This is a genomic window from Amycolatopsis cynarae (assembly GCF_026802195.1).
In the GTDB taxonomy this organism is placed as follows: Bacteria; Actinomycetota; Actinomycetes; order Mycobacteriales; family Pseudonocardiaceae; genus Amycolatopsis_E; species Amycolatopsis_E rhizosphaerae.
On record NZ_CP113836.1, the window covers coordinates 4267814 to 4294597 of the forward strand.

The window sequence follows — 26784 nt, forward strand, 5'->3', positions numbered from 1 at the left end:
CTGTTCTCCTCACTCACCCTTGAATTCGGGCTTCCTGCGCTCCATGAAGGCCTGCACGGCCTCCCCCAGATCCTTGCTGGGCAGGAACGCGGCGTTCCAAGTCGAGACGTAGCGCAGCCCGTCGGCGACCTGGCGTTCGGTGTTGAGCGAGAGCACCTCCTTGATGCCCTGCACGACCAGCGGCGGGTTCTCGGCGATCTCCGCCGCCATCGCGCGGGCCGCGGCGAGCACCGCCTCCTGATCCGGGTAGACGTCGTTGACCAGGCCGATCCGTTCGGCGCGGGCGGCGTCGATGTCCTTACCGGTCAGGGCCAGCTCCCGCAGGTGCCCCTCGCCGATCACGCCCGCGAGGCGCTGGAGGCTGCCGATGTCGGCCACGATGGCCACCTTCGCCTCGCGCACGCTGAACTTCGCCTCGGCGCTGGCCAGCCGGACGTCCGCGGCGGCGATCAGGTCCACCCCGCCGCCGATGCACCAGCCGGAGATGGCGGCGATCACCGGGGTGCGGCACTCGGCCACCGCGGTGACGCTGGCCTGGAGACTGCGGACCTCCTTGAGGAAGGCGGTGCGCGGGCCCGCCAGCGAGTCCGGGCCGAGCAGCGGGCCCCACGCACCCATCATCGCGGGCAGGTCGAGGCCGTAGGAGAAGTTGCGCCCGCTGCCGGTCAGCACGATCGCGCGGACCTCCGGGTCGGCGTCGAGTGCGCGGAACACAATCGGCAGCTCACGCCAGAAATCGGGGCCCATGGCGTTGCCCTTGGACGGCCCCAGCAGGGTCACCTCGGCCACCGGGCCGGAGCGGTCGACCGTGAAGGCGACCAGGTCAGCGGTTTCATTCATGGCTGTCATCTTGAACCATCCTCATGGTTTGCTGGGTACATGGCCCCGCACCTTCTGGAGCTGGCCGGATCGTTCACCTTCGAAGGACACCGGCTCGCCTACACCGAGTACGGTCACGGTGACCGGATCGTCGTGCTCACGCACGGACTGATGCTCACCCGCCGCATGCACGCCCCGCTCGCACGCGCCCTCGCCCACGAGGGCTTCCACGTGATCACGCTCGACCTGCTCGGGCACGGCGAGTCCGACCGGCCCACCGAGTCGTGGCGCTATTCCATGCCCGCCTTCGGGCTGCAGGTGATGGCGCTGCTGGATCACCTCGGCATCGAGCGGGCGGTGGTCGGGGGCACCTCGCTCGGGGCCAACGTGGCACTCGAAGTGGCCGTCGCCGCACCCGAACGGCTGCACGGCATGATCGTGGAGATGCCGGTGCTCGACAACGCGATCGTGGCGGGCCTGCTCACCTTCGCCCCCCTGCTGTTCGCCGCCCGGTTCGTCCCGGTGAGCGTCTCCGGGGTGGCCACGATGGCCCGCCTGGTGCCGCACGGCAACCAGTGGGTCGATGTGGTCACCGACACGCTGAGCCAGCGCCCGGCGTCGATGGCCGGGCTGCTGCACGGTGTCCTGTTCGGCCGGATCGCCCCGCCGAAGGCGGTACGCAGGCAGATCAGTGTGCCGGCGCTGGTGATCGGGCACCAGCGCGATCCGATCCACCCGTTCGGCGACGCCGACACGCTCGCCGCGGACCTGCCGCACGCCGAGTTCGTCGAGGCTCGCAGCCCGGTGGAACTGCGACTCGACCCTCAGCGGCTGACCGAGGCGATCATCGGGTTCGCGCGGCGGTGCTACGACTCCGGCGGCTCCGGAGACTCCGGAGACTCCGGCGATACGGAAACGGACGCCGTCACGCCGGGGAGACTGGTCGAAGGCCGACGGGCTAGGCACGCGGATCCGGGTCGAGCGCGGCCACCGGGCCGATCACGGTGACCGCGGGCGGGCGTACCCCGGCCGCCCTGGCGTCCTCCGCCACGGAATCCAAGGTGGAACGGGTGATCCGCTGGGCCGGCATGGTGCCGTCCTGCACGATGGCGACCGGGGTGTCCCCGGGGCGTCCGGCCTCGAGCAGGGCGGCGGCGAACTCCCCGAGCCGCTCCACGCCCATCATGAGCACGATGGTGCCGCGCAGGCGCCCGAGCGCGGTCCAGTCGACCAGCGAGCTCGGATGGCCGGGGGCCACGTGGCCGGAGACCACGACCACCTCGTGCGCGACGCCACGGTGGGTCACCGGCACGCCTGCCGCCGCCGGGACGGCGAAGGCACTGGTGATGCCGGGGACCACGGTGACCGGGACCCCGGCCTCCGCGCAGGCGAGGAGCTCCTCGAAGCCGCGGCCGAACAGGTACGGGTCACCGCCCTTGAGCCGCACCACGAACTTGCCCGCCTTCGCGTTCTCGATCAACGTCGAGTTGATGAACTCCTGGCTGGCGGCACGGCCGTAGGGGATCTTGGCGGCGTCCACGATCTCGACGTCGGGGGCGAGCTCGTCGAGCAGTTCGCGCGGGCCAAGGCGGTCGGCCACCACCACGTCGGCGCGCGCCAGCAGCCGGCGGCCCTTGACCGTGATCAGCTCGGGGTCGCCGGGGCCGCCGCCGACCAGCGCCACCCCGGGCAGTTCCCCGATCCCGGGGCGCACCGCACCGTCGTCGACCAGGCCGGTGCGCAGTGCCTCGACGAGGTTGTCCCGGACCGCGGCCGACCGCAGCGGCTCACCGCCGGACAACACGCCGACGACCATGCCTTCGTGCCGTCCGACGGCGGCGGTCACCGCTGAGCCCCGCGTGCCCGCGTCGGCCCGGACACAGAACACGCGACGGCGCTCGGCCTCGGCGCAGATCTCCGCGTTGACCGCGGGATCGTCGGTGCAGGCGAGCGCGTACCACGCGCCTTCGAGGTCGCCCTCGGCGTAGCGGCGCTGATGCCAGACCAGCTCCCCCGCCTCCGCCATGGCGCCGACCGCGGGCGTCACGTGCGGGGAGATCAGCTCGACGGCGGCACCCGCACCGATCAGGCGAGGCAGGCGGCGCTGGGCGACCGTGCCGCCCCCGACCAGGACGACGCGCCGGCCGGCCAGGTCCAGGCCGACGAGGTAGTGGTCTTCGGGCATGCCGGTAAGCATGCCGGTCTCGGGGCCGGACCGCCGCGTCAGGGTTGCAGGAGTGTGAGCAACTCGCTATTGCCGAACATGCGGGCGGTGTCCACCGCGGAGGGCCTGCCCGCCTCGGGGTCGGCACCGGCGGCGAGGAGCGCCTTCACCACCTCGGGCTCGTCCTTGAACACCGCGCCCGCCAGCGGACTCTGTCCCCGGTCGTTGAGGCGGTTGGGATCGGCTCCCCGGGCGAGCAGGGCGGCCACCGTCTCCGCATGGCCGTGGTAGGCGGCGAGCATGAGCAGCGTGTCGCCCTTGTCGTTGCCGAGGTTCACCGGGATCCCGGCGTCGACGTAGGCCATCAGGGTCCCGGTCTGCCCGCTCCTGGCGAAACCGAAGACCCTGGCCGCCATCTCCAGCAGTGCCGGATCGGGCTCGGGTCCGCTCATGGCCCCAACCTATGCCGGTTCGCCATGGTTCGCGTGGCGGCGCCGCCTTCTTGCCGCCATGACAGTAGAACGTCACGGCGGAATTCACCCGCGAGGCCGCCCTGACCGGCGTCATACCGCATTCCGGTGCGGCTGCACAAGGACAGAAAATGGCATGCGGAATCGCGATCGCGATTCCGCATTAATGCCAATGCGTCACCAAGCGCGCCCCGTGCCGGCGCGGGCGAGGATGGGGGCGACGAGCAGTTCGCCGACGAACTCGATGTCGGGGCGGATCTCTCCCGCGGCGATTCCCCGCCGCAGGATCCGGTAGACGGCCGCGCGGCAGGGAGCGATGATCTCGTCGAAGTAGCGGCGTCGATGGCGGTGACGGGCTGCTGCTCGGCAGCCCGTATCACGCACGCAACAAGGCACTGGCGGAGCGCATCCCGCACTCCCTTCTGACCACCCTCCCAGGAGTCAGCCACGCGATGCCGCTCGAAGACCCGGCACTCGTCGCGCAGACCATCGCTCGCGCCCGCGCTCAGTTCTGGTAGAGCCCGCCGAGGAATTCCAGCAGCAGCCGTTCGCGCAGGGCGGGCCGCGCCTCGGCGAGCAGCGCGTTGATCCCGGCCATGCGCGCGGGCAGCCCCGATCCGCCGGTCAGGCCGGCGGCGGCCAGCAGCCCGGCGAACTGCCCGGCGGTCAGCGTGTCCGGATCCAGCGCGGCGACGAAGGCGGCGACTTCCGGGTCCACCGTGACGGGGCCCGCGGCGCGGGCGGCCGCCACCGCGTCCCGCAGGTCGCCCAGGAACTCCGCCTCGCTGCCCCGGTTGGCCGCCGTGACGGTCAGGTGCAGGTTCACCGGCGAGGACTCGTAGGCGAACTGCGGCTGCACGTACCAGCCTCGCTCCTTCATCTCGTCCGCCACGGTGAACAGGTCGAACTCGTCGCTCACCGCACCCACCGCGATCAGGGTCGAATCCGGGTCGCCGAGCACCTCCAGCCCGTCCACCTCCCCGATGCCCTCGCGGATGCGGGTGACCGCTTCCAGGGTGTCCCCGGCGAGCCGGAGGTACCCGTCGTCGCCGATTTCGCGCAGCACGGCCCAGGCGGCGGCCAGCGGACCGCCGGAGCGGGTGGACTGGAGCGTGGTGTTGAGCATCGTGTACCCGGGCCAGCGGGCACTGGAGAAGTAGTGGCCCCGCCGCGACTCGGCGTCGGCGTGCAGCAGCACCGAGACGCCCTTCGGGCAGTAGGCGTACTTGTGCAGGTCCACCGAGATGCTCGTGACACCTTCGACGGCGAACCCGAACTCGGGCACCGGCCGGCCGAGGCGCCGGAGGTAGGGCAGCACCCAGCCGCCGATGCAGGCGTCGACGTGCATGCGCACCCCGCGGGCCGCCGCGGCGGCCGCGATCTCCGCGATCGGGTCGATCACTCCGTGCGCGTAGGACGGCGCGCTCGCCACCACCAGGACGGTGTCATCGTCGATCGCCGCCGCCATCGCCCCGGGATCGGCGCGGAAGGTCTTCGCGTCCACCGGTACGGTCTTCGCCCGGACCCGGAACAGGTGTGCCGCCTTCTGGAACGCGGCATGGGCGGTGGAGGGCAGCACCATGTTCGGGTTCGCGACCTCGGGCCGTCCTTCCCGGGCGGCGAGCACGGCGAGCAGGCAGGACTCGGTGCCCCCGGAGGTCACCGTGCCCACGCCGCCGCCGAGCAGCCGGGCCGCCGCGGCGACGAGGTCGTTCTCCATGCGCAGCAGGCTCGGGAAGGCCGTGGGGTCCAGGCCGTTCGCCGACGACGCCAGTGCGTGCGCGGCGGCCGCCAGCTCGTCGAGCCCGGCAAGACCGCTGTCGTAGACGTAGGCGAGCGTCCGGCCGCCGTGGGTGGGCAGGTCCTGCGCCCGCAGGGCGCGCAACTCGTCGAGGATGCCGGTCATGACACGCCTTCCAGTACCGTCCGCCGCAACAGCGGAATGCCCAGAGCCACGAGGATCCCGGGCAGCAGGGAGAATCCGAGCAGGATCGCGGTCACCGCGCTGCCGGGCTGTGTCGCCGAAGAGTCCACAGTGGACACGTAGTCGCCCGCGCTGAGCAGCAGGCCGAACAGCCCCGGCCCGAGCGCCAGCCCGAGCGTCTCCGAAGCCGTCCAGACCCCGGCCGCGATCCCGGCGCGCGTGGCTCCGGTGCGCTCCTCCTCCTGGCCGATCAGATCGGGCAGGATCGCCAGCGGGAACACCTGGATGCCGGCGTAGCCGACCCCGGCCAGCGCCACGAACACGAACGACACCGCCAGCGGCAGCACCGTGGCGGCACACAGGCCCAGCGATCCCAGGCCGAAGACGATGCTGGCGAACCGGAAGCCCCACAGCTTGCCCCACCGGGCCCCCAGCCGCGGCCACACCGGCATCATCACCAGCGCGGGACCGACGAACCCCACGAACAGGTAGGTCTGCAGGTCCGCGTCGCCGAACACGTACCGGGCCGCGTAGTTCACCCCGGCCAGCAGCGTGCCCAGCCCGAGCGACTGCACGAAGTAGACACCCAGCAGCCAGCGGAAGGAGCGCCACTGCTTCATGGTGGCCAGCAGATCCCGCCAGCCGGGCGTGTTGGGCCGCAGGGAACCCACCGGGGCTCCCCGTGTGCCGAGGTAGACGCCGAAGGTGCCGAACAGGATCACCAGGCCGATCACCACACCCATCACGCGGTACCCGGTCACCCCGCCGATGGCACTGGTGATCTTCGGGGCGCCCCCGCCCGCGATCAGGATCGCTATTGCGAGGATCCCGATCCGCCAGCTGGTCAGCTTCGTGCGCTCGTGGTAGTTGTCGGTGATCTCCGCGGGCAGCGCGTTGTAGGGCACCTGGAAGATGCCGAAGGCGGTGGCGCACAACAGGAACGCCAGCACCACGTAGCTCGCGTCCGCGGCCGTGCTGCCGAATCCGGGATGCGCGAACACCGCCGCGAACAGCACCGCCACCCCGATCCCGCCGACCAGCAGGAAGCGGCGGCGGCTGCCGCGCCGGGCCAGGCTCGCGTCGGACAGGCGCCCCGCGAACGGATTGAACACCACGTCCCACGCCTTGGGCACCAGCACGATGATCCCGGCCACCGCGCCGGGCACCGCCATGGTGTCGGTCAGGTAGGGCAGCAGCAGCAGGCCGGGAACCGTACCGAAGGAACCGGTGGCGAAGGACCCGAGGGAGTAACCGAATCTCGTCGAAGCCGACAGGGCGGCCATGATCCTCCTCGTGGTCGTGCACCCGCGATGGCCGGGGGAATCGTGACACCGCCGTCCGGCACGGACGTGACCGGGGCCACCGAAAGGCGGTCAGGACACCACGAACGCCCGCGAAGTACCGGTGAACGGGGTGATCGTGCCCGCCAGGCTCTTCCAGTCGCCGTGGTGGACCACACGGTACTTCCCGACCGGGGTGGCGGGCGGGATGTCCCAGGTGATGGTCGCCTTCGACTCGGCGAGCACCGTCCGGGTCCAGTGGAACTTCGTGTCCCAGTCGCCGTCGTCGGCGTGGCGCACCCACGTCCCGTCCACCAGCCGCTGGATCTCCAGGAAGGTTCCGTTGCGGTGCAGGTCGTTCTTCGGGTGCCCCGTGACGAACTCGACGAGCACCTGCTCCCCGCGCTGGTAGCTCGCCTTGGCTTCGGTGAGCACGTCGCCGAACTTCTTCAGCAGCGGCGCGCTGTCCATCACCACGCCGGGCTGGAAGTTGAGCTGATCCTGGGAAAGATCGCGCGGCACGGGGCCGTGGTCGACGGCCGCCCCGGTCCGCATCGCCGCCGCGAGGCCGGCGAACTCCTGCTGGTAGGCGGGCAGCGTGTAGCGGCCGAAGAGGGTGGACGCGCCCTCGTACTGCTGCGAGTCGTACTCCTCCGGCGTGGTCACGTACTGGCTGTAAGCGTTCGCATACCCCTGCATGATCACGTTCTCCAGTGGAACGCCGAGTTCGGCGGCCACCGTGCGCCGGATCCGCAGGCCCGCGACGATGGTGTACTCCGCGGGCCCGCCCACGAGGTAGAGCTGCCCGAGCCGGATGATCTGCAGTGGCAGCACCTCCGGTGCCCACGGATAGGGCTTCATCTGCCCGAAGGGCACCGCGATCACCTTGGGCGCCTGCGCGTCGGCCAGTTCCTTCCCGACCGGTGAGTCGACTCCGCCAAGCGCGTCGATGAACGGGTTGCTCACGCCTTCCGGCAGCGGCAGGCCGGGCCCGTCCTCGGTGCTGCCGGCGAGCATGGACACGCCGATGGCGGCGCTCGCCGTGGTGTGCTGCTGCCCGTCGGGGGTGTACCGGCCGTCCACGGTCACCTTCGACATGTCGACATAGTGCAGGCGGTAGTCCAGCGGGCCGCCGATCGTTTCGTCCGCCGCGTCGTAGGCGCGCTTGGCGGCGAGGAACTGGCGCTCGCCGATGATCCGGGTGTTTTCGAACTCGTCCTCGGTCGGGCCGGAGCCGGGCTTGAGGTTGAGGTTCGGGGACATGTCGCCGGAGTTGGTCTGCGGGAAGCAGGCCACGAACCCGGGGGTGCCGTCGAGATAGCGCACCCCGGCCTGGTCGTGCTCCCACGCGTAGGCCGCGTATCCCTTGTTGTCGCCGCTGATCAGTTTGTTGGCGTTGGTCATGGACGTGCCGTGGGTGGCGAACCAGGCGATCGCCCCGATGTCCCGGCCGCCCTGCGAGAAGCGCAGGACGGTGACCGCGGGATCGATGGACAGCGGGAAGTGGTCCTTGTCCGCCTGCGGGTTCAGTTCGAACGCGACCCGGGACCGGTTCACGCTCGCGTCGGTCAGTTCGGTGCGGCCCAGGGTGATCCGGCCGGGGGCGAGGTTGTCGTGCGCGCGCTCGATCGCCTCGACGATGCCGTCCACCTGGGCGTCGTAGGTCTGCTGCTGGAAGCCGAGGATGGACAGGTTGTAGGCGGCGTACCAGGAGGAGCCGCCGCAGCCCGCGTGCGTGTGGGTGGCGTTGAGGAGGGTGTTCTGCTCGGTGTACAGCCCGCCGTAGCGGGCTTGGAGCCGGGCGATCACGCCCTGGTGCACGGACTGGAACAGCGCGCCGACGTCGGCGTTGACGTAGCAGACGCGGCGGCCGGAGGCGTCGGCCACGATGTAGGCGCGGGCGCGGGTGCGCTGGTGGATGCCGGCGGTCTGCTGCTGCGGCATCGAGTACCCCATCATGCCGCATTCCGCGGCGGGCCCGGTCACGTCCGAGACACCGGCCCCGACGAGGTAGTCCCCCTGCGGGGCATCGTTTGCCGCGCTGGCGGCAACGGCCTGCGCGCCGCCGCCGAACACGCCCATGGCCAGCGGGGCGATCGCCGCGCCCGCCAGCATTCTCCGCCGGCTCACTGTCACCGCACTACCTCCTTGGAGCACTGGACATGAAACACGTTCACGTTCCGCCGGAGAGTACGGCAAAAACCGCGAGCCGTGAAGGGCCTGCGGTTGGGCCCGCACAGCCCGGTGGCCGGGGCTGGGGCAAGCCGTGAAGGGTCCCTTCACAGTCGAATCGACTGTGAAGGGACCCTTCACGGCACCGGCGAATCCGGCTCAGCCGAGGATGGGAGCGACCCTCCGCAGGGTGGCCGCGTCGCCCCGCAGCAGCAGCGTGGTGACCACGGTTTCCTCCCAGCGCGCCAGTTCGTCGCGGATCTTCTCCGGCGGGCCGATCAGCGAGGTGTCCTCGACCAGGCTGGTCGGGATCGCCGCGGTCGCCTCAGCCTTGCGCCCGGCCAGATAGAGGTCCTGCACCTTGTCGGCGACGTCCTCGTAGCCCATGCGCGCGAACACGTCGTGGTGGAAGTTCACCGTTTTCGCACCCATACCGCCGATGTAGAGCGCCAGCGAGGGCTTGATGAGATCGGCCGCCGCCTCCACGTCCTCGTGCACGATCACCGGCACCGAGGCCGCCACCTCGAACTCGCCGGGGGTGCGCCGGGCGCCGGGACGGGCGAAGCCCTCGGCCAGCGCCGCGCGGTAGAACCCGTCGCTCTTGGGCGAGAAGAACAGCGGCAGCCAGCCATCGCAGATTTCCGCGGACAGCGCCACGTTCTTCGGCCCCTCCGCCGCCAGGTAGATCGGGATCTCCTCGCGCAGCGGGTGCAAAGTGGACTTCAGCGGCTTGCCCAGCCCGGTCCCGCCGTGCAGCGGCAACTGGAAGAAGTCGCCGTCGTAGGTCACGGATTCCTTGCGCGCCACCACTTTTCGCACGATGTCGATGTACTCGCGGGTCCGCGCCAGCGGGCGCGGATACGGCTGCCCGTACCAGCCCTCGACGACCTGGGGCCCGGAGGCGCCCAGCCCGAGGATGAACCGGCCGCCGGAAAGGTGGTCCAGCGTCTGCGCCGTCATGCCGACCGCGGTCGGGGTGCGCGCGGACATCTGGACGATGTTGGTGCCCAGTTTGACGCGGCTCGTCGAAGCGCCCCACCAGGCCAGCGGGGTCAGCGCGTCCGAGCCGTAGCCCTCGGCGGTCCAGACCGAATCGAACCCGAGCTCTTCGGCGGTCCGGATGACCTCCAGCGCGTCCGCGGGCGGCCCCGAGGACCAGTAGCCGAGGTGGTAGCCGAGCTTCACGTCGCCTCCATTGGTGAGTAGTGCGCCGGACTGTTCCGCTCCGCGAGCGGGGGCAGGTTGCGGGCCGGCGTTTCGACGATCGGGGCGTCCTCGCCCCGGGCCCGCCGCCAGCCCGCCCTGGCGCGGGGATGGTAGCGGAGATCGTGCGGCACAAGCGCGAAGGCGAACTGGAACAGCCGTCCCACCAGGCGGTGCAGCCGTTCGCTCCGGCCGGACCAGGTGAAGCCGAGCCGTTCCCGGACCGGCTCCGGGTAGAGCCCGACCGTCCACCACACGAAACTGCGGGCGATGACCACCCGCAGCGGCCGCCACAGCGGGCCGGGCAGCCACGACAGCAGCGGGGGTTTGTCGAGCCCGCCGAGATCGAGCACGTCCCTGGTGGCCTTGTTGTCCTCGAGCACGTTCGCGCACATGTGGTCCCAGTACTCCTGGAACTCCTCCCAGGAACCGGGTACGGGCCGCAGGCTCATCCCGTACAACCGGTACCACTGCACGTGCTCGTCGAACAGTTGCCGCTTCTGCTGCTCCGTGAGCCCTCCGCACATCCGGTCGGCGGTGATCAGCGTGAGCATGAAGAATGTCGAGTGTGCCCAGTAGTAGGTGTCGGGGTTGAGCGCGTGATAGCGCCGTCCGTGCTTGTCCACGCCCTTGATGGTGTCGTGGTAGCCCCGCACCGTGCGGGCGGTTTCGGCCGCCCGCGGCCCGTCGTAGACGACGCCGCCGATCGGGTACAGCGAACGGAAAAGCCGCTGCCAGCGTTCTTCGAAGAAGCGCGAGTGCTCTTCCACGCCGGCCCCGAGTTCGGGGTGCATGTTCTGCATCGATCCGGCCCACAACGCCATCAGCAGCGTGCGCCAGTCGCCGAAGTACTTCCACGTCAGCGAATCGGGTCCGAGAGGCTGTGGTGACATGAGGCACACGCTACGATTGACAACGCCCGTAGTCAACATTGGGGACCAAGCATGACCAAACGCAGCTGGGCCGGCACGACGCTGACCGACCGCAAGGCCGCCCGCCGGGAGCAGTTGCTGGCCGCCGCACTGGAACTGCTCGGCACGGGGGGCAGCGCGGCGGTCAGCGTGCGGGCCGTCTGCCGCGAGGCCAAGCTCACCGAGCGGTACTTCTACGAAAACTTCACCGACCGGGAGGAGCTCGTCCTCGCCGTGTACGAGCGGGTCGCGGGCGAGGCCCACCAGGCCCTCGTCGACGCCGTCCCCGATCCGCACGGCGACCCGGCCGTCCGGGCCGCCGCCGCGGTCGGCGCCTTCGTCGAGCTGATCGTGGACGACCCCCGCAAGGGCCGGGTACTGCTGCTCGCCCCGACCACCGATCCGGCGCTGTCCGCGCGCGGCGTGGCCCTGCTGCCCGCCTTCGCCGCGCTGGTCCGCGAACAGCTGCCGGAGCGGATGAGCCCGGCCGAGCGCGAACTCACCGCGACCGGGCTGGTCGGCGCGCTGGCCAACCTGTTCACCGGCTACCTTGGCGGCACACTGAACGTGAGCCGCGAGGAGCTGACCGGCCACTGCGTCCATCTCCTCGCCCGCGCCGGATACTGATCGTCCTAAACGGACTCGCGCTCGGCGGCCAGTCGCAGCGCGATGTCGATGATCATGTCCTCCTGCCCGCCCACGTACCGGGCCTCGCCCACGCGGTACAGGATTTCGTGGGCGGGCACGCCGTAGCGTTCGGCGGCCCGTTCGGCATGCAGCAGGAAGCTCGAGTACACCCCGGCGAAACCCTGCACGATCGACGAGCGGTCCATCACCGGCAGGCGCGTGATGTAGGGCTTGACCACGTTCTCCGCGGCGTCCATCAGGATGTCCTTGTCCACCCCGGTCCGCACGCCCAGCCGCTCGAACACCGCCGCCAGCACCTCGGTCGGCGAGTTGCCCGCCCCCGCGCCCAGCGCCACCAGCGAACCGTCGATCTGCCGTGCGCCCGCACGGTAGGCCAGTACCGAGTTCGCCACCCCGAAACTGAGGTTCTGGTGCCCGTGGTAGCCGACCTGGGCCTCGCCGCCGAACTCGGCGACCAGCGCGGCCACCCGTTCCGAGGCGTCCTCGAGGATCAGCGCGCCCGCGGAGTCCACAATGTACACACACTGGCAACCGGCATCGACCATGATCCGGCCCTGCCGGGCCAGCGCCTCCGGGGTGGACATGTGTGACAGCATCAGGAAACCCACGGTCTCCAGGCCGAGATCGCGTGCCGCGTTGAAGTGCTGGATGGACACGTCCGCCTCGGTGCAGTGCGTCGCGATGCGCACCGCACCCGCGCCCAGATCGGCGGCCGCCTTGAGGTCGCTGACCGTGCCCAGCCCGGGCAGCAGCAGCACGGCGATCTTCGCCCGCTTCGCCTCGTCCACCGCCGCCGCGATCAGCTTCCGTTCGTCCACAAGGGAGAATCCGTAGTTGAAGGTGGACCCGCCGAGGCCGTCGCCGTGGGTGACCTCGATCAGCGACACCCCGGCCGCGTCCAGCGCCCGCACCGTGTCGCGCACGTTCTCCTCGGTGAACTGGTGCGCCATCGCGTGGCTGCCGTCCCGCAGGCTCGTGTCGACGATGCGGACTTCCCGCTCAACAGCATCCCAGCTCATGCCTTCACCCTTTTCACGATTCGTTCGGCCAGCAGTTCGCCCACCCGCGCGGCGGCGGCGGTCATGATGTCGAGATTCCCGGCGTAGGCGGGCAGGTAGTCACCGTTGCCCGCGACCTCCAGGAACACCGCGACGCGGGCCTGGCCGTTCCAGCCGGGCCGCGGCTCGTCGTACTGCGGCGCGGCCTTGAGCGTGTACCCGGGGACGTAGCGCTGGACCTCGGCCACCATGCGCTCGATGGAACCGGTGATCGCGTCGCGGTCGGCGCCGGGATCGATCGCGCAGAACACGGTGTCCCGCATGATCATCGGCGGTTCGACCGGGTTGATGATGATGATCGCCTTGCCGCGGGCCGCGCCGCCCACCGACTCGATCGCGTGTGCGGTGGTCTCGGTGAACTCGTCGATGTTGGCCCGCGTGCCCGGCCCCGCCGACCGCGACGACACCGAGGCCACGATCTCGGCGTAGGGCACCGGCGTGACCCGGGAAACCGCGTGCACGATCGGGATGGTGGCCTGGCCGCCGCAGGTGATCATGTTGAGGTTGGGCGCGTCCAGGTGCTCGGGCAGGTTCACCGCGGGACAGGTGAACGGGCCGATCGCCGCCGGGGTCAGGTCGATCGCCTGGATGCCCGCCTCGGCGTAGCGCGGCGCGTTGGCCTGGTGTGCCTTCGCCGAGGTCGCTTCGAACACCAGGTCGGGCAGCTCCTCACGGGACAGCAGCCAGTCGACGCCCTCGGCCGAGGTCTCCAGGCCGAGCGCGGCGGCCCTGGCCAGACCGTCGGAGGCGGGATCGACGCCGACCATGTACCGCACGTCGACGAACTCGCTGCGACGCAACTTGGCCAGCAGGTCCGTGCCGATGTTGCCGGGGCCGACGATCGCGGCGGTCGCCTTGTCACTGACTTTTCCCATGCCCCTTACGATGCTCGCCGGGATGAGGCACACTCAACCCATGTGTGCCGCTGAGCGGGACGACGGCGGGATGACCGCCGCGCGCCTGACCGCCCTGTTCACCGCCTTCCGTCCCGGTGACGGCTTCCTCGGCACCTCGGAACTCGCCCGGCGCACCGGCATGCCCAAATCCTCCGCGCACCGGCTGCTCGGGCACCTGGTGCGGCAGGGACTGCTCGAACGGCGCGACGGTTCGGTCCGGCTCGGACTGAAACTGTTCGAGGTCGGCCAGGTCGCCATCGGCCAGCGCGGACTGGCCGACGCCGCGAGGCCGTACCTCGCCGATCTGCGCGAGGCCACCCGCAACACCGTGCACCTGGCCATCCTGGAGGGCACCGAGGTGGTCTACCTGGACATCACGCGCGGACCGGACGCACCGGCCCTGCCCTCCCGCATCGGCGGGCGCTTTCCGGCACACGCCACGGCTGTGGGGAAGGCAATCCTGGCGCACTCTCCCGAGGACGTGGTGGAGACGGTAATCTCTGCTGGCCTGCCCCGGATCGGGCCGCGGACGCTCACCGCACCCGGCCTGCTGCGGAGGCAGCTCGCGAAGGTGTATGAGGAGGGAACGGCCTACGACCGAGAGGAATCAGGGCCCGGCGTCGTGTGCGTCGCGAGCCCGGTGCTCGACAATTCGGGTCTCGCCCGTGCGGCCATCTCGATCTCCGGGTGGAGCACCCGGGTCCGGGTGGAGCGGGTTGCCCCCGCGGTCCGGACCACTGCCCTTACGCTGTCCCGCACACTCCCCTGACCCCAGTGCACGCGTCGGTCGCAAGGATCGGCAAGATACGGGCACTCGGTTGAGGCCTGCGCCCGGTGAAACGGAGGACCACCCGTGATCGCCCAGACCACCCAGGTCGACGACCTGCGGCTCGTCGCGCTCCCCAGTGCCGTGAGCTGTGCCGAGATGTTCGTGCGCTTCACGCTCGCGGAATGGTCGCTGCGGCCGCTGATCGGGGAGGCCACGCGCATCGTGCGCCACCTGGTCGACGCGTCGGTCGTGAACGGTCCCACGCACCGTTCGCCCCGGTTCCTCACCGTCCGGCTGCGCCTGCACGGCGACGTACTGGTGCTGGAGGTGGACGACGACCTGCCGGGCGAGCCGCCGGAACTGGACGGGGCGCGGATCAACGCCGTCACGCTGCCGGGCGGGCGCCGTAACATGTGGACGGAACTGGCCCTGCCCAGCGGGATGTCGGCGGCGGCGGTCCCCCTGCCGCAGCGTGCCCGCAACCGCACTCCGGCCCCGCCGCCGGTGCACTTCCAGTACACCGTGCCGGACTACCCGGTGGACGAGCCGTCGGTCCCGCTCATGGACGCCGACTCCCAGATCCTGCAGCGTGTCCTTTACGGACTCAACCGCGGCAACCAGTCCTGAGCCCCGGCCACGGCACCCGCCGTGGCCGCTTCCGTACCGGGCGCGCTCAGGCGAGGCCGCGGATGGCGCGGGCGGGGGGCCGGTCCCCGCGGATGGCGGCCACCATTTCGAGCACGCGCCGGGTCTGTTCGACCTCGTGCACGCGGAACACCTTCGCCCCGTCGGCGGCGGCGAGCGCGGTGGCCGCGAGCGTGCCGTCGAGCCGCTCCTCCAGCGCGACGCCGAGGGTCTCCCCGATGAAATCCTTATTGGACAGAGCCATCAGCACGGGCCAGCCGGTGGCCACGAGCGCATCCGCGTGCCGGAGCAGGGCCAGGCTGTGCCAGGAGTTCTTGCCGAAGTCGTGCGTCGGATCGATCAGCACCCCGGCCCGCGGCACGCCCAGCGCCACCACGGCCTCGGCGCGGCGGGTGAGCTCCTCCACCACCTGCGGCAGCAGATCGTCATAGCGCACCCGGAAGGGACGGGTGCGGGGCGCGGCGCCGCCGGTGTGCGAACAGACGTAACCCGCGCCGAACTCCGCGGCCACCTCCGCCAGTTCCGGATCCGCCCCGGCCCAGGTGTCGTTGAGCAGATCGGCCCCCGCCTCGCAGGCCAGGCGCCCAACCTCGTGCCGCCAGGTGTCGACGCTGATCACGATGCCCGGATGGCGGCCGCGGATCTCGGCCACGAACGGCACCACGCGGCGGATCTCCTCGGCCACCGTGACCTCGCTGCCGGGGCCGGCCTTCACGCCGCCCACGTCGACGATGTCGGCACCCTCCGCGACCACCCGGTCCACCGCGGCCAGCGCCTTGACGTCGTCGAAGGAAGCACCGCGATCGTAGAAGGAATCCGGGGTGCGGTTGACGATCGCCATCACCAGCGCCCGGTCCCGGAGCACGCGGCGCCCGCGGAACTCCAGATCGACCAGCCTCGTTTCCGCCTGCTCCCTCGTCACGCCTCCATCATGCCTGGCGCGGCGGAGCGGCACGGCGCGGCCTCATGCCCTAAGTTCTCTGCAGGACCCGAAGGGGGTGCGGGATGGCCACCCGGCACGGCGATATCACACCCACCGAGCTCCACAGCCGAGAGCGGCTTCTGCAGGCCGCGCTCACGGTCCTGCTCGAACAGGGCGTCGCGGGCCTGACGGTTCGCGGGCTCGCCGAGGCCGCCGGCAGTTCGGCGATCGGCGTCTACACCCGTTTCGGCGGCCGGACCGGCGTTCTGGACGCCCTGTACGAGCGAACGTTCGAGCTGCTGCGGGACGAGCTCGCGAAGCTCCCCCCCGCCCTCCGGCGATCCGCTCGCCGACCTGCTCGCCTTCGGCGCCGCGTATCGGGCGTTCGCACTGGAAAGCCCCGCCCGGTACGCGTTCATGTTCGAACGCGCGGTGCCCGGCTACGAGCCCGACAAGGATCTGCGCTTCCAGGCACGGTGCGCCAGTTACGACCTGCTGGCCCGGCGCGTCCGGCCGGCGGTCCCGCCGGGCACGGCCGCCCGGGGCGCCTATCTGGTGTGGACCACCATGCATGGCCTGATCAGCCTCGAGCTGACCCATCGCGCCCGTACGCCACCGCCCGGATGGTTCCTCCAGCCCGGCGACGACTCCTACGACCGCATCTTCCGCGACGGCATCACCGCGATCCTCGCCGGCCTGCGCGCCTGAGAAAGCCCTGGAGCCTGGAGCCCGTTTTGGCAGTGGTTTGCGTGGCGGTGCGGGTAGCGGAACCTGATGCTGTTCTTGCGAGGAACCACGTCAGAACCCGCGCCGGTGCAAGCTGACAGCCCACCGCAAGCGGCTCCCGCCGCTTTGAAACACCGCCTTGCCGCCCGCCCGCTGAACGTCGGACACGCCGGATGCGAAACGGCCCCTGGTTCCGGGGAACCAGGGGCCGTTCGGTCAGGCTAGCGGATCACGCACCGCCGGAGAGCTTCTCGCGCAGAGCCGCGAGCTGCTCGTCGCTGGCGAGGGTGCCACCGCTCTTCTGGCCCGCGTCGGACTGCGAGGAGCTGTAGCTGCTCTGCTCGCCGCCCTCGACACCGGTCGCGGCGTCCGCCGCGGCGGCGGCGTCGGCTTCGGCGGCCTTGGCGACCTGCCGCATGTGGGCCTCGTAACGAGCGTGCGCCTCGGCGTACTGGCGCTCCCACTCCTCACGCTGCTTGTCGAAGCCTTCCTGCCACTCCTGAGTGTCGGGGTCGAAGCCCTCGGGGTAGATGTAGTTGCCCTGCTCGTCGTACTCGGCCGCCATGCCGTACTGGGTCGGGTCGAACTCGGTGTCGGGGGTGACACCCTCGTTCGCCTGCTTCAGCGACAGCGAGATCCGGCGACGCTCGAGGTCGATGTCGATGACCTTGACCATCACCTCGCCACCGACCTGGACGACCTGCTCCGGGATCTCCACGTGGCGCTCGGCCAGTTCGGAGATGTGCACCAGGCCCTCGATGCCCTCCTCGACGCGGACGAACGCGCCGAAGGGAACGAGCTTGGTGACCTTGCCCGGCACGATCTGGCCGATCGCGTGGGTGCGGGCGAACTGGCGCCACGGGTCTTCCTGGGTGGCCTTCAGCGACAGGGACACGCGCTCGCGGTCCATGTCCACGTCGAGCACCTCGACGGTGACCTCCTGGCCGACCTCGACGACCTCGCTCGGGTGGTCGATGTGCTTCCAGGACAGCTCCGACACGTGCACCAGACCGTCGACACCGCCGAGGTCCACGAACGCACCGAAGTTGACGATGGAGGAGACGACACCCTTGCGGACCTGGCCCTTGGCCAGCGCGTTGAGGAACTCGCTGCGCACCTCGGACTGGGTCTGCTCCAGGTAGGCACGGCGGGACAGCACCACGTTGTTGCGGTTCTTGTCCAGCTCGATGATCTTGGCCTCGAGCTCGCGGCCCACGTAGGGCTGCAGGTCGCGCACGCGGCGCATCTCCACCAGCGAGGCGGGCAGGAAGCCGCGCAGGCCGATGTCCAGGATCAGGCCGCCCTTGACGACCTCGATGACGGTGCCGCGGACCGGCTCGTCCTTCTCCTTGAGCTCCTCGATCGTGCCCCAGGCGCGCTCGTACTGGGCGCGCTTCTTGGACAGGATCAGGCGGCCCTCCTTGTCCTCCTTCTGGAGGACCAGGGCCTCGACCTCGTCACCGACGCTGACAACCTCGCCGGGGTCGACATCGTGCTTGATGGACAGTTCACGCGAGGGGATCACGCCCTCGGTCTTGTACCCGATGTCGAGCAGCACCTCATCGCGGTCGACCTTGACGATGGTGCCCTCAACGATATCGCCGTCGTTGAAGTACTTGATCGTCTTGTCGATCGCGGCGAGGAAGTCTTCCTCCGACCCGATGTCGTTGATGGCGACCTGCTGGGCCTGAGCATCGGCCGTCGGGACGGTGGTGGTGTCGGTGGTCATTAGGTGGGTTGCTCCGGTAACGGCTTGGATTCAGGGGGTGTGCAGTTTGTTGCGCGTGGCGGGAAGGTAACGGCAGAACCGAGCTTTCGTTCCCAAAGAACGGCCGCGAGCGTCCCACCGAAGAGTGCGCGACCCCGCACCCGGCGCAACTCCACCGAGCTGAAGGTAGCGCGAAACCCACTGCGCTAGAGATATCGTACGCGCGTGCCACCCGGGGACACAATCAGGGTCGCCGGTCGGAAACCCGGCACCGGCCTGCGGAACAATACGACCGTGACAGTGCAGGACGGATCGCAGGACGGATCGCAGGACCGGCATGTCTCCGCCGAGCTCAGACTGGGCACGGTGGGCATCGCCCACCGGCCGGTGGGCAGGCGTGAAGCCACCGCGGCCAACCTGGCCTGGTGGGACGCCGATGCCGACGATTACCAGGCCACCCACGGGCAGTTCCTCGGCGACGCCGACTTCGTCTGGTGCCCCGAAGGCCTGCGGGAAGCCGACGCCGCCCTGCTGGGCGACGTGCGGGGGCTGCGGGTCGTGGAGATCGGCTGCGGCCAGGCCGCCTGCTCGCGCTGGCTCGCGCGCTCCGGGGCGCACCCGGTGGCGGTGGATCTCTCCTGGGGAATGCTGGCTCATGCGAGAGAGGGCAACGCCCGCACCGGGCCCGCTGTTCCCCTCGTGCAGGCGACGGCCGAAGAGCTGCCCCTGGCGACCGGCAGCATGGACGCGGCCTGCTCGGCGTTCGGGGCGATCCCGTTCGTCGCCTCCGTCGAGGCCGTCTTCCACGAACTGCACCGCGTGCTGCGGCCGGGCGCCCGCTGGGTGTTCTCGGTGACCCACCCGATGCGGTGGATCTTCCCCGACGATCCGGGGCCCAACGGGCTGACCGCCACCCAGCCGTACTTCGACCGCACGCCCTACACGGAGGTCGACGCGGAGGGCCGGGCCACCTACGTCGAATACCACCGCACCATCGGTGACTACGTCCGGGCGCTGACGAAGACCGGTTTCCTCCTCGAAGACCTGGTCGAACCGGAGTGGCCCGAGGGGCACACCCGCGTCTGGGGGCAGTGGAGCCCCTTGCGGGGCAAGCTGTTCCCCGGCACGGCGATCTTCTCCACCCGGCGGGACGATCGGTGACCATCGCCGCCGGACTCCTCGCCGCGCAGCAGGCGCGGTTCGCCGCGGCCGATCCGGTGCTGCCGGCCCCGGCCGGCGTGCCGGAGGGGGAGACACTGGTGGCGGCCACCGCGCGGGGCGGCCGGGTGGCCGCCGTTCTGCAGACCCACCACCACGACCCCGGCGCGCTCGACCTGTTGTGGTCCGCGGAAAGGGTGTGGCAGCTCTTCCCGTTCCCCGGTGAGACCGGCACCGAGGGCATGGACGCACTGCTGCGCGCCTGGCGGCACCGGATGGACGCGGAGTCGCCGGGCGCCGACTCCGCGTGCACCGTGACCTGGCCCAGCCGGGACGCGCCCGCCGTCCGGGCCTTCCTCGCCCACGGCATGGTCCCGATCTCCGTGCTGGCCCTGCGCAAGGCTCCTCCCCCACCGCCACCGCCGTCGTCGCCGCCGTCCGGGCTGACGCTCCGGCAGGCCGGGCCGGAGGATTTCGAGGAGGTGCTGGCGCTGGTCGCGCTGACCTTCGACTACACCGCCCTGGTCACGCACCGCGCCCGGCCGGGGGCGAGCGGCCTGGTCACGCCGCAGCTCAAGCGGAACCTCGCCGCGGGCGCACCGATCTGGCTCGCCGAATGCGACGGCGTGGCCGTGGCGATCGCCGACTGCGGCTGGATCGAGTCGACGCCCGGTTCCTGGGCGGCCGAGCTGCTGCCGCCCGGCCGCTGGGGGTATGTCAACACCGTGGCGACGCGGCCCGAATTCCGCGGGCGCGGCGTCGGGCAGGCGCTGATGGCGGCGGTGCACCACCACTTCCACCAGCGGGGCGCGACGGGGACCTATCTCTACTACAACCCGACGAACCCGCTGTCCTCGGTGTTCTGGCCCCGCCAGGGCTACCGTCCACTCTGGACCTACTGGGAGGTCCAGCCCGCCTCCGCGCTGCGCTGACCGCGGCTGCGGCGAGCCGTGAAGGGTCCCTAATGGGGTGTGTTCGGGCTGGTTTGGCAGGCTCGGATGTGGTGGCTGCTGGTGGGTGAGCACTTGTGGGTCCCGGGTTTGTTGAGATCTTCGTGAAGACCGTGCCCCTGCTGGTGGTGGAAGAGGTTGATCACTGAAGGGATGTCGTGCCGACCTGTGTGGTGTGAGCACTTGACCATTAGGCCGTTGATCTTCTTCCACGTGGCTGCCGGTGACTCGTTCGATACGGACTGGTGGTTGGAGGGTTGAGGGCGTGGTGTTGTTCGTGGGTGATGACTGGGCGTGTGATCACCATGATGTGGAGATCCAGGATGCGTCCGGGCGGCGGCTGGTCAGGGCCCGGTTGCCGGAAGGAGTGCAGGGGGTAGCGCGGCTGCATGAGTTGCTGGCGCGGTGGTTGCCCGCCGATGCCGAGCCGGACCAGGTGTTGATCGGGATCGAGACCGATCGGGGGCCGTGGGTGGCGGCGCTGGTCGCGGCGGGGTATCGGGTGTTCGCGGTCAATCCGCGGCAGGCGGCGCGTTCGCGGGAGCGGTTGGGGGTGTCGGGTGCGAAAAGCGACGCCGGGGATGCGCATGTGCTGGCGGATCTGGTGCGCACTGACGGGCACCAGTTGCGTGAGGTTGCCGGGGACAGTGACCTGGCCGAGGGGGTGCAGCAGCTGGCCCGGGCGCATCAGTCCCTGATCTGGGACAGGACCCGGCATCTGCTGCGGTTGCAGGCGGTGTTGCGGGAGTATTTCCCGGCCGCGCTCGAAGCGTTTGCCGACCTGGGGGCGCCCGAGGCGCTGGCCTTGCTGGCCAAAGCCCCGGATCCCGCGCGGGCGGCCAGGCTGTCCCGCGCGCAGATCACCAGTGCGCTGAGCAGGGCGGGCCGTCGTGACGTCACGGGCAAGGCCGAGGCGATCCGGGCGGCGCTACGCGCCCAGCATCTGGGGCGTGGCCCGGTCCTGACCGCCGCTTCCGCGGCGGTCACCCGCTCGCTGATCTCGGTGATCACGACCCTGACCAGCGAGATCAGTGAGCTGGAGGGCGAGGTGAAGACCCATTTTGGGAGGCACCCTGACGCCGAGATCTACCTGTCCCAGCCCGGTCTCGGACAGATCCTCGGCGCCAGGGTGCTCTCCGAGTTCGGCGACGACCCCGACCGCTACCGCCACGCCAAGGCCCGTAAGAACTACGCCGGCACCAGCCCCCTGACCATCGCCTCCGGCCGCAAAACCACCGTACGGGCCCGCTACGTCCGCAACGACCGCCTCATCGACGCCCTGATGCGCCAAGCCCAGTCAGCGTTGAAAGCCTCCCCCGGAGCCCGCACCTACTACGACCAACTCCGCACCCGCGGCCTCACCCACTACGCCGCCCTACGCCAACTCGCCAACCGACTCGTGGGCATCCTCCACGGATGCCTCAAAACCCACACCCCCTACAACGAAACCACCGCCTGGACACACCACCAACACGAGCAGACCGCCGCTTGACAAACAAAACCCAGGGATGTCTTCACGGTCGAATCGGCTGTGAAGGGACCTTCACGGCGGCGCCCCGGATTGCGAGTGGATCAAGCACGCGCTATCTTTTGCACTGACCAGTCAGTTCAAATTCAGGGGGGTGCGGGGTGCTGGTGCGAGCCGACCGGGTCACCGTGCAGGGCCACCACGGCACGGTGCTGCCACCGACATCGCTGACCGTCGAGGACGGCGAGCTCAGATTCGTGCACGGCGAGCCCGGTGCCGGTGTCACGGCCTTCGGCCTGGCGCTGACCGGCCGGATGCGGCCCACGACGGGCCTGGTGAGCCTCGATGGCAGTCCTGGCGCCGCCGCACTGCGCCGGGTCACCGCGGTCGTGGACGCGCCCGGGATCAGTGAGCCGGACGGGGCGCTGCCGCTGCGGGTCGTGGCCGGGGAGGAACTCGCCCTCGGCGGGCAGCCCGCCCGCAAGGCCGACGTGGCCCGCTGGCTCGCCGCGCACGACGTCGCGGGACTGGCGAACGCCCGCTTCGACACGCTGCCGCCCTCGCTGCGCATCCGCCTGCTCAGCACGCTCGCGGCGCAGCGCCGCGGGGTGCGGATGCTCGTCCTCGACACCCCGGACCGCCACACCAGCGACGTCGCCACCTGGGCGGAACCGGCCAGGGAGCTGGCCGAAGGCGGCCTGGCCGTGGTCGTGCTGACCGCGACCGCCGCCGCGGACACCCTGCCCGCCGCCCCTACCCGTCTCGGCCACGAAGGAGACCAGCAGTGACCAGCCTCCGGATCGCCGCCAACGAGCTGCGCCGGCTCACCGCGGGCAAGCTGCCCAAACTCGCGGTCGCCGCGCTGGTCCTGGTGCCCCTGCTCTACGCCTCGTTCTACCTCTACGCGAACTACGACCCCTACGGCAGGCTGAGCAAGCTGCCCGCGGCGATCGTCAACGAGGACGCCGGCAGCGGCGGCCGCAACGTCGGCCGGGAGGTGACCGACGAGGTGGTCAAGTCCGGGACGTTCGGCTGGCACGAGGTGAGTGCGGACCAGGCGCAGCAAGGCGTGCGGGACGGCACCTACTCGTTCGCGATCACCATCCCCGCGGACTTCTCCACCGCCCTGCTCTCCACCGGGAACTTCAACCCCCAGCAGGCCACCATCCGGCTGACCACCAACGACGCCAACAACTACCTGTCCCACACGATCGCCAACCAGGTCGCCCAGCAGATCCGCACCACGATCGCGGAGAAGGTGGGGGCCGAGGCGGCGAACCGGTTCCTGATGGGCTTTTCCACCATCTACGGCAAGACGCAGGAGGCGGCCAACGGCGCGAGCAAGCTCGCCGACGGCGCGGGCCAGCTCCTCAACGGCCAGCGGCAGCTCGCCGACGGCTCCGCACAGCTGGCCACCGGCAGCACCCAGCTGTCCTCGGGCCTGGCCACGCTGAAGGCGGGCACGGCGAGCCTGCCGCAGGACACCCGGCGGCTCTCCGACGGCGCCGCCCAGGTCGCCGCGGGCAACGCCCAGCTCGCGGCCGCCGCGAACGTCCTCGCGAGCAGCTCCGCGGACCTGCGCCGCAACCTGGACAGCGCCAACAACCAGCTCACGCAGCAGTTGCACGACGACGGGTTCACCGACGCCCAGGTGCAGCAGGTCCTGGGCGCCCTCGGACAACTCCGCGCGCCACTGGACAACGCGGACAACCGCATCCAGCAGACCGCGGGCCAGGTCAACCAGCTCGCCGACGGCTCGCGGCAGGTCGCCACCGGGACGGCCGCCCTCGCCGCGGCCGCGCCCTCGCTGTCGGGCGGCATCGCGCAGGCTTCCGACGGGGCGAACGCGCTCTCCGCAGGCGCGGCGAAACTCGACGACGGGGAGAAGAGCGCGGTGACCGGCGCGAGCCAGCTGGCCACCGGGGCCGCCCAGCTCCGCGACGGGCTCAACGCCGGGCTGCGCGAGATCCCGAACCCGAACGACCCGACCCGCACCGCGACCGCCGACACCATCGCCGACCCGGTGGCCGTCCAGTCCGCCGGGGTCGCCAACGCGGGCACCTACGGCGCCGGGCTCGCCCCGTTCTTCATCTCGCTCGCCACCTGGATCGGTGCGTTCGTGCTGTTCCTGCTGCTGCGGCCGCTGTCCACCCGGGCACTGGCCGCCGGGACCGCCCCGCTGCGCGTGGCCGTCGGCGGCTGGCTGGCCTCGGCGCTGCTGGGCACCGCCCAGGTGCTGGTGCTGTTCGGCGCGGTGACCTGGCTGGTCGGCATCCACGTCGCGCACCCGGTGGCCGCGATCGGGTTCGCGATCCTCGCCTCGCTCACCTTCACCGCGATCGTGCACGCGCTCAACGCGCTGTTCGGCGCGGTCGGCAAGTTCCTCGGCCTGGTTCTGCTGGTGCTGCAGCTGGTCAGCGCGGGCGGCACCTTTCCGTGGCAGACCCTGCCCGACGTGCTGTACCCGCTGCACGTCGTGCTGCCGATGGGCTATGTGGTCGACGGGCTGAGGCACCTGTTCTACACCGGGGCGTCGCTGCAGAGCCTGCTCGACGTCGGCGTACTGTGCGCCTACCTGGCCGGCGCGATCGCGGTGTCCACACTGGCCGCCCGCAAACGTCGCGTGTGGACGGTGTCGGCCCTGCAACCGGAGCTGAGCCTGTGACCTCCCGCGCCGAGACGACGAAGCAACGGCTGTTCGAAGCGACGCTGCGGCTCGCGGGCACGCGTGGCCTGGTCGGGCTCACCGTCGACGACATCGCCGCCGAGGCCGGGGTCGCCAAGGGCACGGTGTACTACAACTTCCGCAGCAAGGACGGCCTGATCGACGCGCTGCTGCGGTACGGGGTCGGGCAGCTGGCCGACGGGCTGCGCAGGCACGTGGACGAGCCGGACCCGGTACTGGCGCTGGAGTCCATGGTGGACACCGCGCTGACCTTCGTCGTGGAGTACCGGGGCTTTTCCCAGATCCTCGTCAGCGAGCTGTGGCGGACTCCCGGGCAGTGGCACGAAACGCTGACACTGCTGCGGGAGGAGGTCATCTCCATCGTGAAACAGCAGCTCCAGCGCATCGACGACGCCGGACGGCTGCCGGAGGGCGTGCAGATCCCCACCGCGGCCGCCGGGCTGTTCGGCACCCTGCTCGTGGTGGCGCTGGACTGGCAGGTCTTCCAGCCGCAGCGCGAACGCTCCGACATCCGGGATTCGGTGATGTACCTGGTCCGCGGCGTCGCCGGGCGTCCTGGCTGAGGCGGTGCCGCTCAGCGGACCAGAGGACGCGTCTGCCCGATCCGGTGCAGTGAGGGTGGCCGCCCGTCGACGGCACGGCGGACGGCCCCCAGCACGCCGCCGGCGATCTCGCTGTGGGACAGCGGCCGGTCCCCGCCGTGTTCCGAGACCGACCCGATCAGCACCAGCTGGGTCGGGTGCTGATCCAGCGCGGGACGCGGGTCGCTCAGTTCGGCGGGCACCGCGGCCGCACCGGTCGTGCCGCGCACCTCCACCACCGGGCATCCCGGCGCCAGTAGCCGGGTCACCTGAGCGAGCACCGGGCCCCGGAACTCCTCGTGCACCCAGGCGACCAGGAGATCCGCCGGGCCGCCGAGCACCGAACCGGCCTTCTCGGCCAGCTCACGGGGCTGGTCCCAGTGCGCCTCGACCCAGATCGCCCGGCCGCCGGAACCGTCGCCGGTGATCCGGTGACCCGGCGGGCGAAGCGCGGCACGTGCCGCCAGCCCCTGTCTCGGTTCGGGGACCGCGATCGGGTGGTAGCGCCGGCACGGCAGCACCACCGTCCACCCGTCCCGTACCAGGGCTTGCGCCACTGAAGCCAGCATTCCGGTGCCCGCGAGGATCAGCGCTTTCCTGCCGGTCATGCCCCCACGCTACCTCGCCATCAGGTCATTGGCAGGAGGCCAGCCGGGGTGTTTCGTCCCCGAAACACCCCGTTCACACCGTTCAGCCCCAGGGCTTGGCCAGATCCATCTCGTGCCGTTCGGTGAGGCTGAACCAGTTCCCGGAGTCGTCCCGGAACATGGCCTCGACCCCGTAGGGACGTTCGGCGGGCTCCTGCAGGAAGGTCACCCCGCGGGACCGGAGTTCCTCGTAGGTCGCACGGCAGTCGCCGGTCGCCCACACCACGGAGGTCAGCGCCCCCTTCGCGACCAGGTCGCGGATCTGCTTCTCGGTCTCCGGGTCGTGCTGGGGCGGCCCCGGCTTCATCAGGATCAGGGTGACCTCCGGCTGCCCCTCCGGGCCCACCGTCAGCCAGCGGAAGTCCCCGATGCGCAGGTCGTCGCGCACCTCGAAACCGAGTCTCCCGGTGTAGAACTCCTTCGCCGCATCCTGGTCGAGCACGTACACGGTTGTGTGCGAAAGTGCGGTGATACCTGCCCTGCTCATGGCGTTCTCCCTCGTCTCAGTGGGTACGCCGAAAATCTAGGCCCCGGGCGGCCCGGACCGCTTATCCGAATGTGCTGGGCCGGGTCCACATCATGAGGAAACATCCGGGCACGGCAGGGGCGCCCTGCGCCCGCATCCGGGCCCGGTAGTCCGAAGGCGACTCGCCCACCAGCTCGGTGAACCGGCGGCTGAAGGTGCCGAGGCTGGTGAACCCGACCGCGAGGCAGATCTCGGTCACCGTGAGGTTGGCCGAACGCAGCAGGTCCTGCGCCCGCTCGAGGCGACGGCGCGTCAGGTAGGCCTTGGGCGACTCGCCGTAGAGCGCGGCGAAGGACCGGCCGAAGTGGAACCTCGACCAGCCCGCCACCGCGGCGAGCCGGTCGAGGTCGAGCGGTTCGGCGAAACGCGCGTCCATGTGGTCCTTGGCTCGGCGCAGATGCGGGATGGCGGCAGCAGGCACCGCGGGCACCCGCACCGCGCTCACGCGTCCTC

Annotated in this window: 27 protein-coding genes and 1 pseudogene; 12 read left to right on the top strand and 16 right to left on the bottom strand. The window is 70.7% G+C overall.

Annotated elements, in window-relative coordinates; all coding sequences use genetic code 11:
* Positions 1-9 precede the first annotated feature (9 nt).
* Positions 10-849 carry a crotonase/enoyl-CoA hydratase family protein gene (locus ORV05_RS20390; protein WP_268441289.1) on the bottom strand — a complete coding sequence of 280 codons (840 nt, stop codon included), beginning with the start codon at positions 847-849 and terminating at the stop codon, positions 10-12.
* A gap of 30 nt (positions 850-879) precedes the next feature.
* Between ORV05_RS20390 and ORV05_RS20395 the strand changes: the two genes are divergently transcribed.
* The gene (locus ORV05_RS20395; RefSeq protein WP_268441292.1) at positions 880-1827 is read left to right on the top strand and encodes an alpha/beta fold hydrolase; all 948 of its coding nucleotides are present in this window, start codon (positions 880-882) and stop codon (positions 1825-1827) included.
* On the opposite strand, the gene cobA is transcribed toward ORV05_RS20395, so the two are convergent.
* The 8 genes from cobA to ORV05_RS20435 all read right to left on the bottom strand — a co-directional run bounded on the left by cobA (position 1778) and on the right by ORV05_RS20435 (position 10925).
* Positions 1778-3004: a uroporphyrinogen-III C-methyltransferase gene (cobA, locus tag ORV05_RS20400; RefSeq protein WP_268441294.1), complete on the bottom strand. Its 1227-nt coding sequence runs from the start codon at positions 3002-3004 to the stop codon at positions 1778-1780. The two genes, ORV05_RS20395 and cobA, sit on opposite strands and share 50 nt — an antisense overlap.
* A gap of 38 nt (positions 3005-3042) precedes the next feature.
* Entirely contained in the window at positions 3043-3435 is a 393-nt protein-coding gene (locus ORV05_RS20405; protein WP_268441297.1) for an ankyrin repeat domain-containing protein, read from the bottom strand.
* A 195-nt stretch (positions 3436-3630) separates the two neighbouring features.
* A complete protein-coding gene (locus ORV05_RS20410) occupies positions 3631-3837 on the bottom strand; it encodes a TetR/AcrR family transcriptional regulator C-terminal ligand-binding domain-containing protein (protein ID WP_268441299.1) in 207 nt (68 codons plus the stop codon).
* A gap of 121 nt (positions 3838-3958) precedes the next feature.
* A complete protein-coding gene (locus ORV05_RS20415) occupies positions 3959-5359 on the bottom strand; it encodes a pyridoxal phosphate-dependent decarboxylase family protein (RefSeq protein ID WP_268441302.1) in 1401 nt (466 codons plus the stop codon).
* Positions 5356-6660: an MFS transporter gene (locus tag ORV05_RS20420; RefSeq protein WP_268441304.1), complete on the bottom strand. Its 1305-nt coding sequence runs from the start codon at positions 6658-6660 to the stop codon at positions 5356-5358. The genes ORV05_RS20415 and ORV05_RS20420 overlap by 4 nt, the downstream gene beginning before the upstream one ends.
* Positions 6661-6750: 90 nt before the next feature.
* Positions 6751-8793 (bottom strand): neutral/alkaline ceramidase, encoded by a 2043-nt coding sequence (locus ORV05_RS20425; RefSeq protein ID WP_268441306.1) that lies wholly within the window; start codon positions 8791-8793, stop codon positions 6751-6753.
* A 195-nt stretch (positions 8794-8988) separates the two neighbouring features.
* Positions 8989-10014: an LLM class F420-dependent oxidoreductase gene (locus ORV05_RS20430; RefSeq protein WP_268441308.1), complete on the bottom strand. Its 1026-nt coding sequence runs from the start codon at positions 10012-10014 to the stop codon at positions 8989-8991.
* A complete protein-coding gene (locus tag ORV05_RS20435; protein WP_268441309.1) occupies positions 10011-10925 on the bottom strand; it encodes an oxygenase MpaB family protein in 915 nt (304 codons plus the stop codon). Before ORV05_RS20435 ends, ORV05_RS20430 begins: the two co-directional genes overlap by 4 nt.
* A 51-nt stretch (positions 10926-10976) precedes the next feature.
* On the opposite strand from ORV05_RS20435, the gene ORV05_RS20440 reads away from it, so the two are divergent.
* Positions 10977-11570: a TetR/AcrR family transcriptional regulator gene (locus ORV05_RS20440; protein ID WP_268441311.1), complete on the top strand. Its 594-nt coding sequence runs from the start codon at positions 10977-10979 to the stop codon at positions 11568-11570.
* A gap of 5 nt (positions 11571-11575) precedes the next feature.
* Here ORV05_RS20440 and dmpG read toward each other — a convergent pair whose 3' ends face one another.
* Entirely contained in the window at positions 11576-12610 is a 1035-nt protein-coding gene (gene dmpG / locus ORV05_RS20445) for a 4-hydroxy-2-oxovalerate aldolase (protein ID WP_268441314.1), read from the bottom strand.
* A complete protein-coding gene (locus ORV05_RS20450; RefSeq protein ID WP_268441316.1) occupies positions 12607-13524 on the bottom strand; it encodes an acetaldehyde dehydrogenase (acetylating) in 918 nt (305 codons plus the stop codon). Before ORV05_RS20450 ends, dmpG begins: the two co-directional genes overlap by 4 nt.
* Before the next feature lie 40 nt (positions 13525-13564).
* On the opposite strand from ORV05_RS20450, the gene ORV05_RS20455 reads away from it, so the two are divergent.
* On the top strand, positions 13565-14314 hold the full coding sequence (locus tag ORV05_RS20455) for an IclR family transcriptional regulator (RefSeq protein ID WP_268441318.1): 750 nt from the start codon (positions 13565-13567) through the stop codon (positions 14312-14314).
* Between the two features lie 84 nt (positions 14315-14398).
* Entirely contained in the window at positions 14399-14941 is a 543-nt protein-coding gene (locus ORV05_RS20460; protein WP_268441320.1) for a hypothetical protein, read from the top strand.
* 46 nt (positions 14942-14987) lie between these two features.
* On the opposite strand, the gene folP is transcribed toward ORV05_RS20460, so the two are convergent.
* On the bottom strand, positions 14988-15854 hold the full coding sequence (gene folP / locus ORV05_RS20465) for a dihydropteroate synthase (RefSeq protein ID WP_268759836.1): 867 nt from the start codon (positions 15852-15854) through the stop codon (positions 14988-14990).
* A 110-nt stretch (positions 15855-15964) separates the two neighbouring features.
* Here folP and ORV05_RS20470 point away from each other — a divergent pair.
* Both ORV05_RS20470 and ORV05_RS20475 read left to right on the top strand, forming a co-directional pair.
* Positions 15965-16099 (top strand): annotated as a pseudogene (locus tag ORV05_RS20470) (TetR/AcrR family transcriptional regulator); the annotation flags it as partial.
* A gap of 172 nt (positions 16100-16271) precedes the next feature.
* Complete coding sequence (locus ORV05_RS20475; RefSeq protein ID WP_268759837.1) at positions 16272-16589, top strand: TetR-like C-terminal domain-containing protein; 318 nt, start codon at positions 16272-16274, stop codon at positions 16587-16589.
* A 247-nt stretch (positions 16590-16836) separates the two neighbouring features.
* Here ORV05_RS20475 and rpsA read toward each other — a convergent pair whose 3' ends face one another.
* On the bottom strand, positions 16837-18336 hold the full coding sequence (gene rpsA / locus ORV05_RS20480) for a 30S ribosomal protein S1 (RefSeq protein ID WP_144587288.1): 1500 nt from the start codon (positions 18334-18336) through the stop codon (positions 16837-16839).
* Positions 18337-18609: 273 nt separating this feature from the next.
* Between rpsA and ORV05_RS20485 the strand changes: the two genes are divergently transcribed.
* From ORV05_RS20485 to ORV05_RS20510, 6 genes are all read left to right on the top strand, one after another.
* Positions 18610-19476, top strand: coding sequence for a class I SAM-dependent methyltransferase (locus ORV05_RS20485; protein ID WP_268441323.1), 867 nt, complete (start codon positions 18610-18612; stop codon positions 19474-19476).
* Positions 19473-20405: a GNAT family N-acetyltransferase gene (locus tag ORV05_RS20490; protein WP_268441325.1), complete on the top strand. Its 933-nt coding sequence runs from the start codon at positions 19473-19475 to the stop codon at positions 20403-20405. The genes ORV05_RS20485 and ORV05_RS20490 overlap by 4 nt, the downstream gene beginning before the upstream one ends.
* A 286-nt stretch (positions 20406-20691) precedes the next feature.
* Positions 20692-21915, top strand: a complete 1224-nt coding sequence (locus tag ORV05_RS20495) for an IS110 family RNA-guided transposase (protein ID WP_268759824.1) — start codon at positions 20692-20694, stop codon at positions 21913-21915.
* A gap of 137 nt (positions 21916-22052) precedes the next feature.
* Entirely contained in the window at positions 22053-22679 is a 627-nt protein-coding gene (locus ORV05_RS20500; protein ID WP_268441328.1) for a P-loop NTPase family protein, read from the top strand.
* The gene (locus tag ORV05_RS20505; RefSeq protein WP_268441330.1) at positions 22676-24556 is read left to right on the top strand and encodes a YhgE/Pip family protein; all 1881 of its coding nucleotides are present in this window, start codon (positions 22676-22678) and stop codon (positions 24554-24556) included. The genes ORV05_RS20500 and ORV05_RS20505 overlap by 4 nt, the downstream gene beginning before the upstream one ends.
* Positions 24553-25140, top strand: a complete 588-nt coding sequence (locus ORV05_RS20510) for a TetR/AcrR family transcriptional regulator (protein ID WP_268441332.1) — start codon at positions 24553-24555, stop codon at positions 25138-25140. Before ORV05_RS20505 ends, ORV05_RS20510 begins: the two co-directional genes overlap by 4 nt.
* 11 nt (positions 25141-25151) lie before the next feature.
* On the opposite strand, the gene ORV05_RS20515 is transcribed toward ORV05_RS20510, so the two are convergent.
* The 3 genes from ORV05_RS20515 to ORV05_RS20525 all read right to left on the bottom strand — a co-directional run bounded on the left by ORV05_RS20515 (position 25152) and on the right by ORV05_RS20525 (position 26707).
* The gene (locus tag ORV05_RS20515) at positions 25152-25766 is read right to left on the bottom strand and encodes a Rossmann-fold NAD(P)-binding domain-containing protein (RefSeq protein ID WP_268441334.1); all 615 of its coding nucleotides are present in this window, start codon (positions 25764-25766) and stop codon (positions 25152-25154) included.
* A gap of 82 nt (positions 25767-25848) precedes the next feature.
* Complete coding sequence (locus ORV05_RS20520) at positions 25849-26292, bottom strand: VOC family protein (protein WP_268441336.1); 444 nt, start codon at positions 26290-26292, stop codon at positions 25849-25851.
* Between the two features lie 61 nt (positions 26293-26353).
* Positions 26354-26707, bottom strand: coding sequence for a helix-turn-helix transcriptional regulator (locus ORV05_RS20525; protein ID WP_268759838.1), 354 nt, complete (start codon positions 26705-26707; stop codon positions 26354-26356).
* Positions 26708-26784: the final 77 nt, after the last annotated feature.

Coding starts and splice junctions, on each gene's coding strand:
- ORV05_RS20390 (WP_268441289.1), bottom strand. CDS start 849: ATGACAGCCATGAATGAAACCGCTGACCTGGTCGCCTTCACGGTCGAC.
- ORV05_RS20395 (WP_268441292.1), top strand. CDS start 880: ATGGCCCCGCACCTTCTGGAGCTGGCCGGATCGTTCACCTTCGAAGGA.
- cobA (WP_268441294.1), bottom strand. CDS start 3,004: ATGCCCGAAGACCACTACCTCGTCGGCCTGGACCTGGCCGGCCGGCGC.
- ORV05_RS20405 (WP_268441297.1), bottom strand. CDS start 3,435: ATGAGCGGACCCGAGCCCGATCCGGCACTGCTGGAGATGGCGGCCAGG.
- ORV05_RS20415 (WP_268441302.1), bottom strand. CDS start 5,359: ATGACCGGCATCCTCGACGAGTTGCGCGCCCTGCGGGCGCAGGACCTG.
- ORV05_RS20420 (WP_268441304.1), bottom strand. CDS start 6,660: ATGGCCGCCCTGTCGGCTTCGACGAGATTCGGTTACTCCCTCGGGTCC.
- ORV05_RS20435 (WP_268441309.1), bottom strand. CDS start 10,925: ATGTCACCACAGCCTCTCGGACCCGATTCGCTGACGTGGAAGTACTTC.
- ORV05_RS20440 (WP_268441311.1), top strand. CDS start 10,977: ATGACCAAACGCAGCTGGGCCGGCACGACGCTGACCGACCGCAAGGCC.
- dmpG (WP_268441314.1), bottom strand. CDS start 12,610: ATGAGCTGGGATGCTGTTGAGCGGGAAGTCCGCATCGTCGACACGAGC.
- ORV05_RS20450 (WP_268441316.1), bottom strand. CDS start 13,524: ATGGGAAAAGTCAGTGACAAGGCGACCGCCGCGATCGTCGGCCCCGGC.
- ORV05_RS20455 (WP_268441318.1), top strand. CDS start 13,565: ATGTGTGCCGCTGAGCGGGACGACGGCGGGATGACCGCCGCGCGCCTG.
- rpsA (WP_144587288.1), bottom strand. CDS start 18,336: ATGACCACCGACACCACCACCGTCCCGACGGCCGATGCTCAGGCCCAG.
- ORV05_RS20515 (WP_268441334.1), bottom strand. CDS start 25,766: ATGACCGGCAGGAAAGCGCTGATCCTCGCGGGCACCGGAATGCTGGCT.
- ORV05_RS20520 (WP_268441336.1), bottom strand. CDS start 26,292: ATGAGCAGGGCAGGTATCACCGCACTTTCGCACACAACCGTGTACGTG.
- ORV05_RS20525 (WP_268759838.1), bottom strand. CDS start 26,707: ATGGACGCGCGTTTCGCCGAACCGCTCGACCTCGACCGGCTCGCCGCG.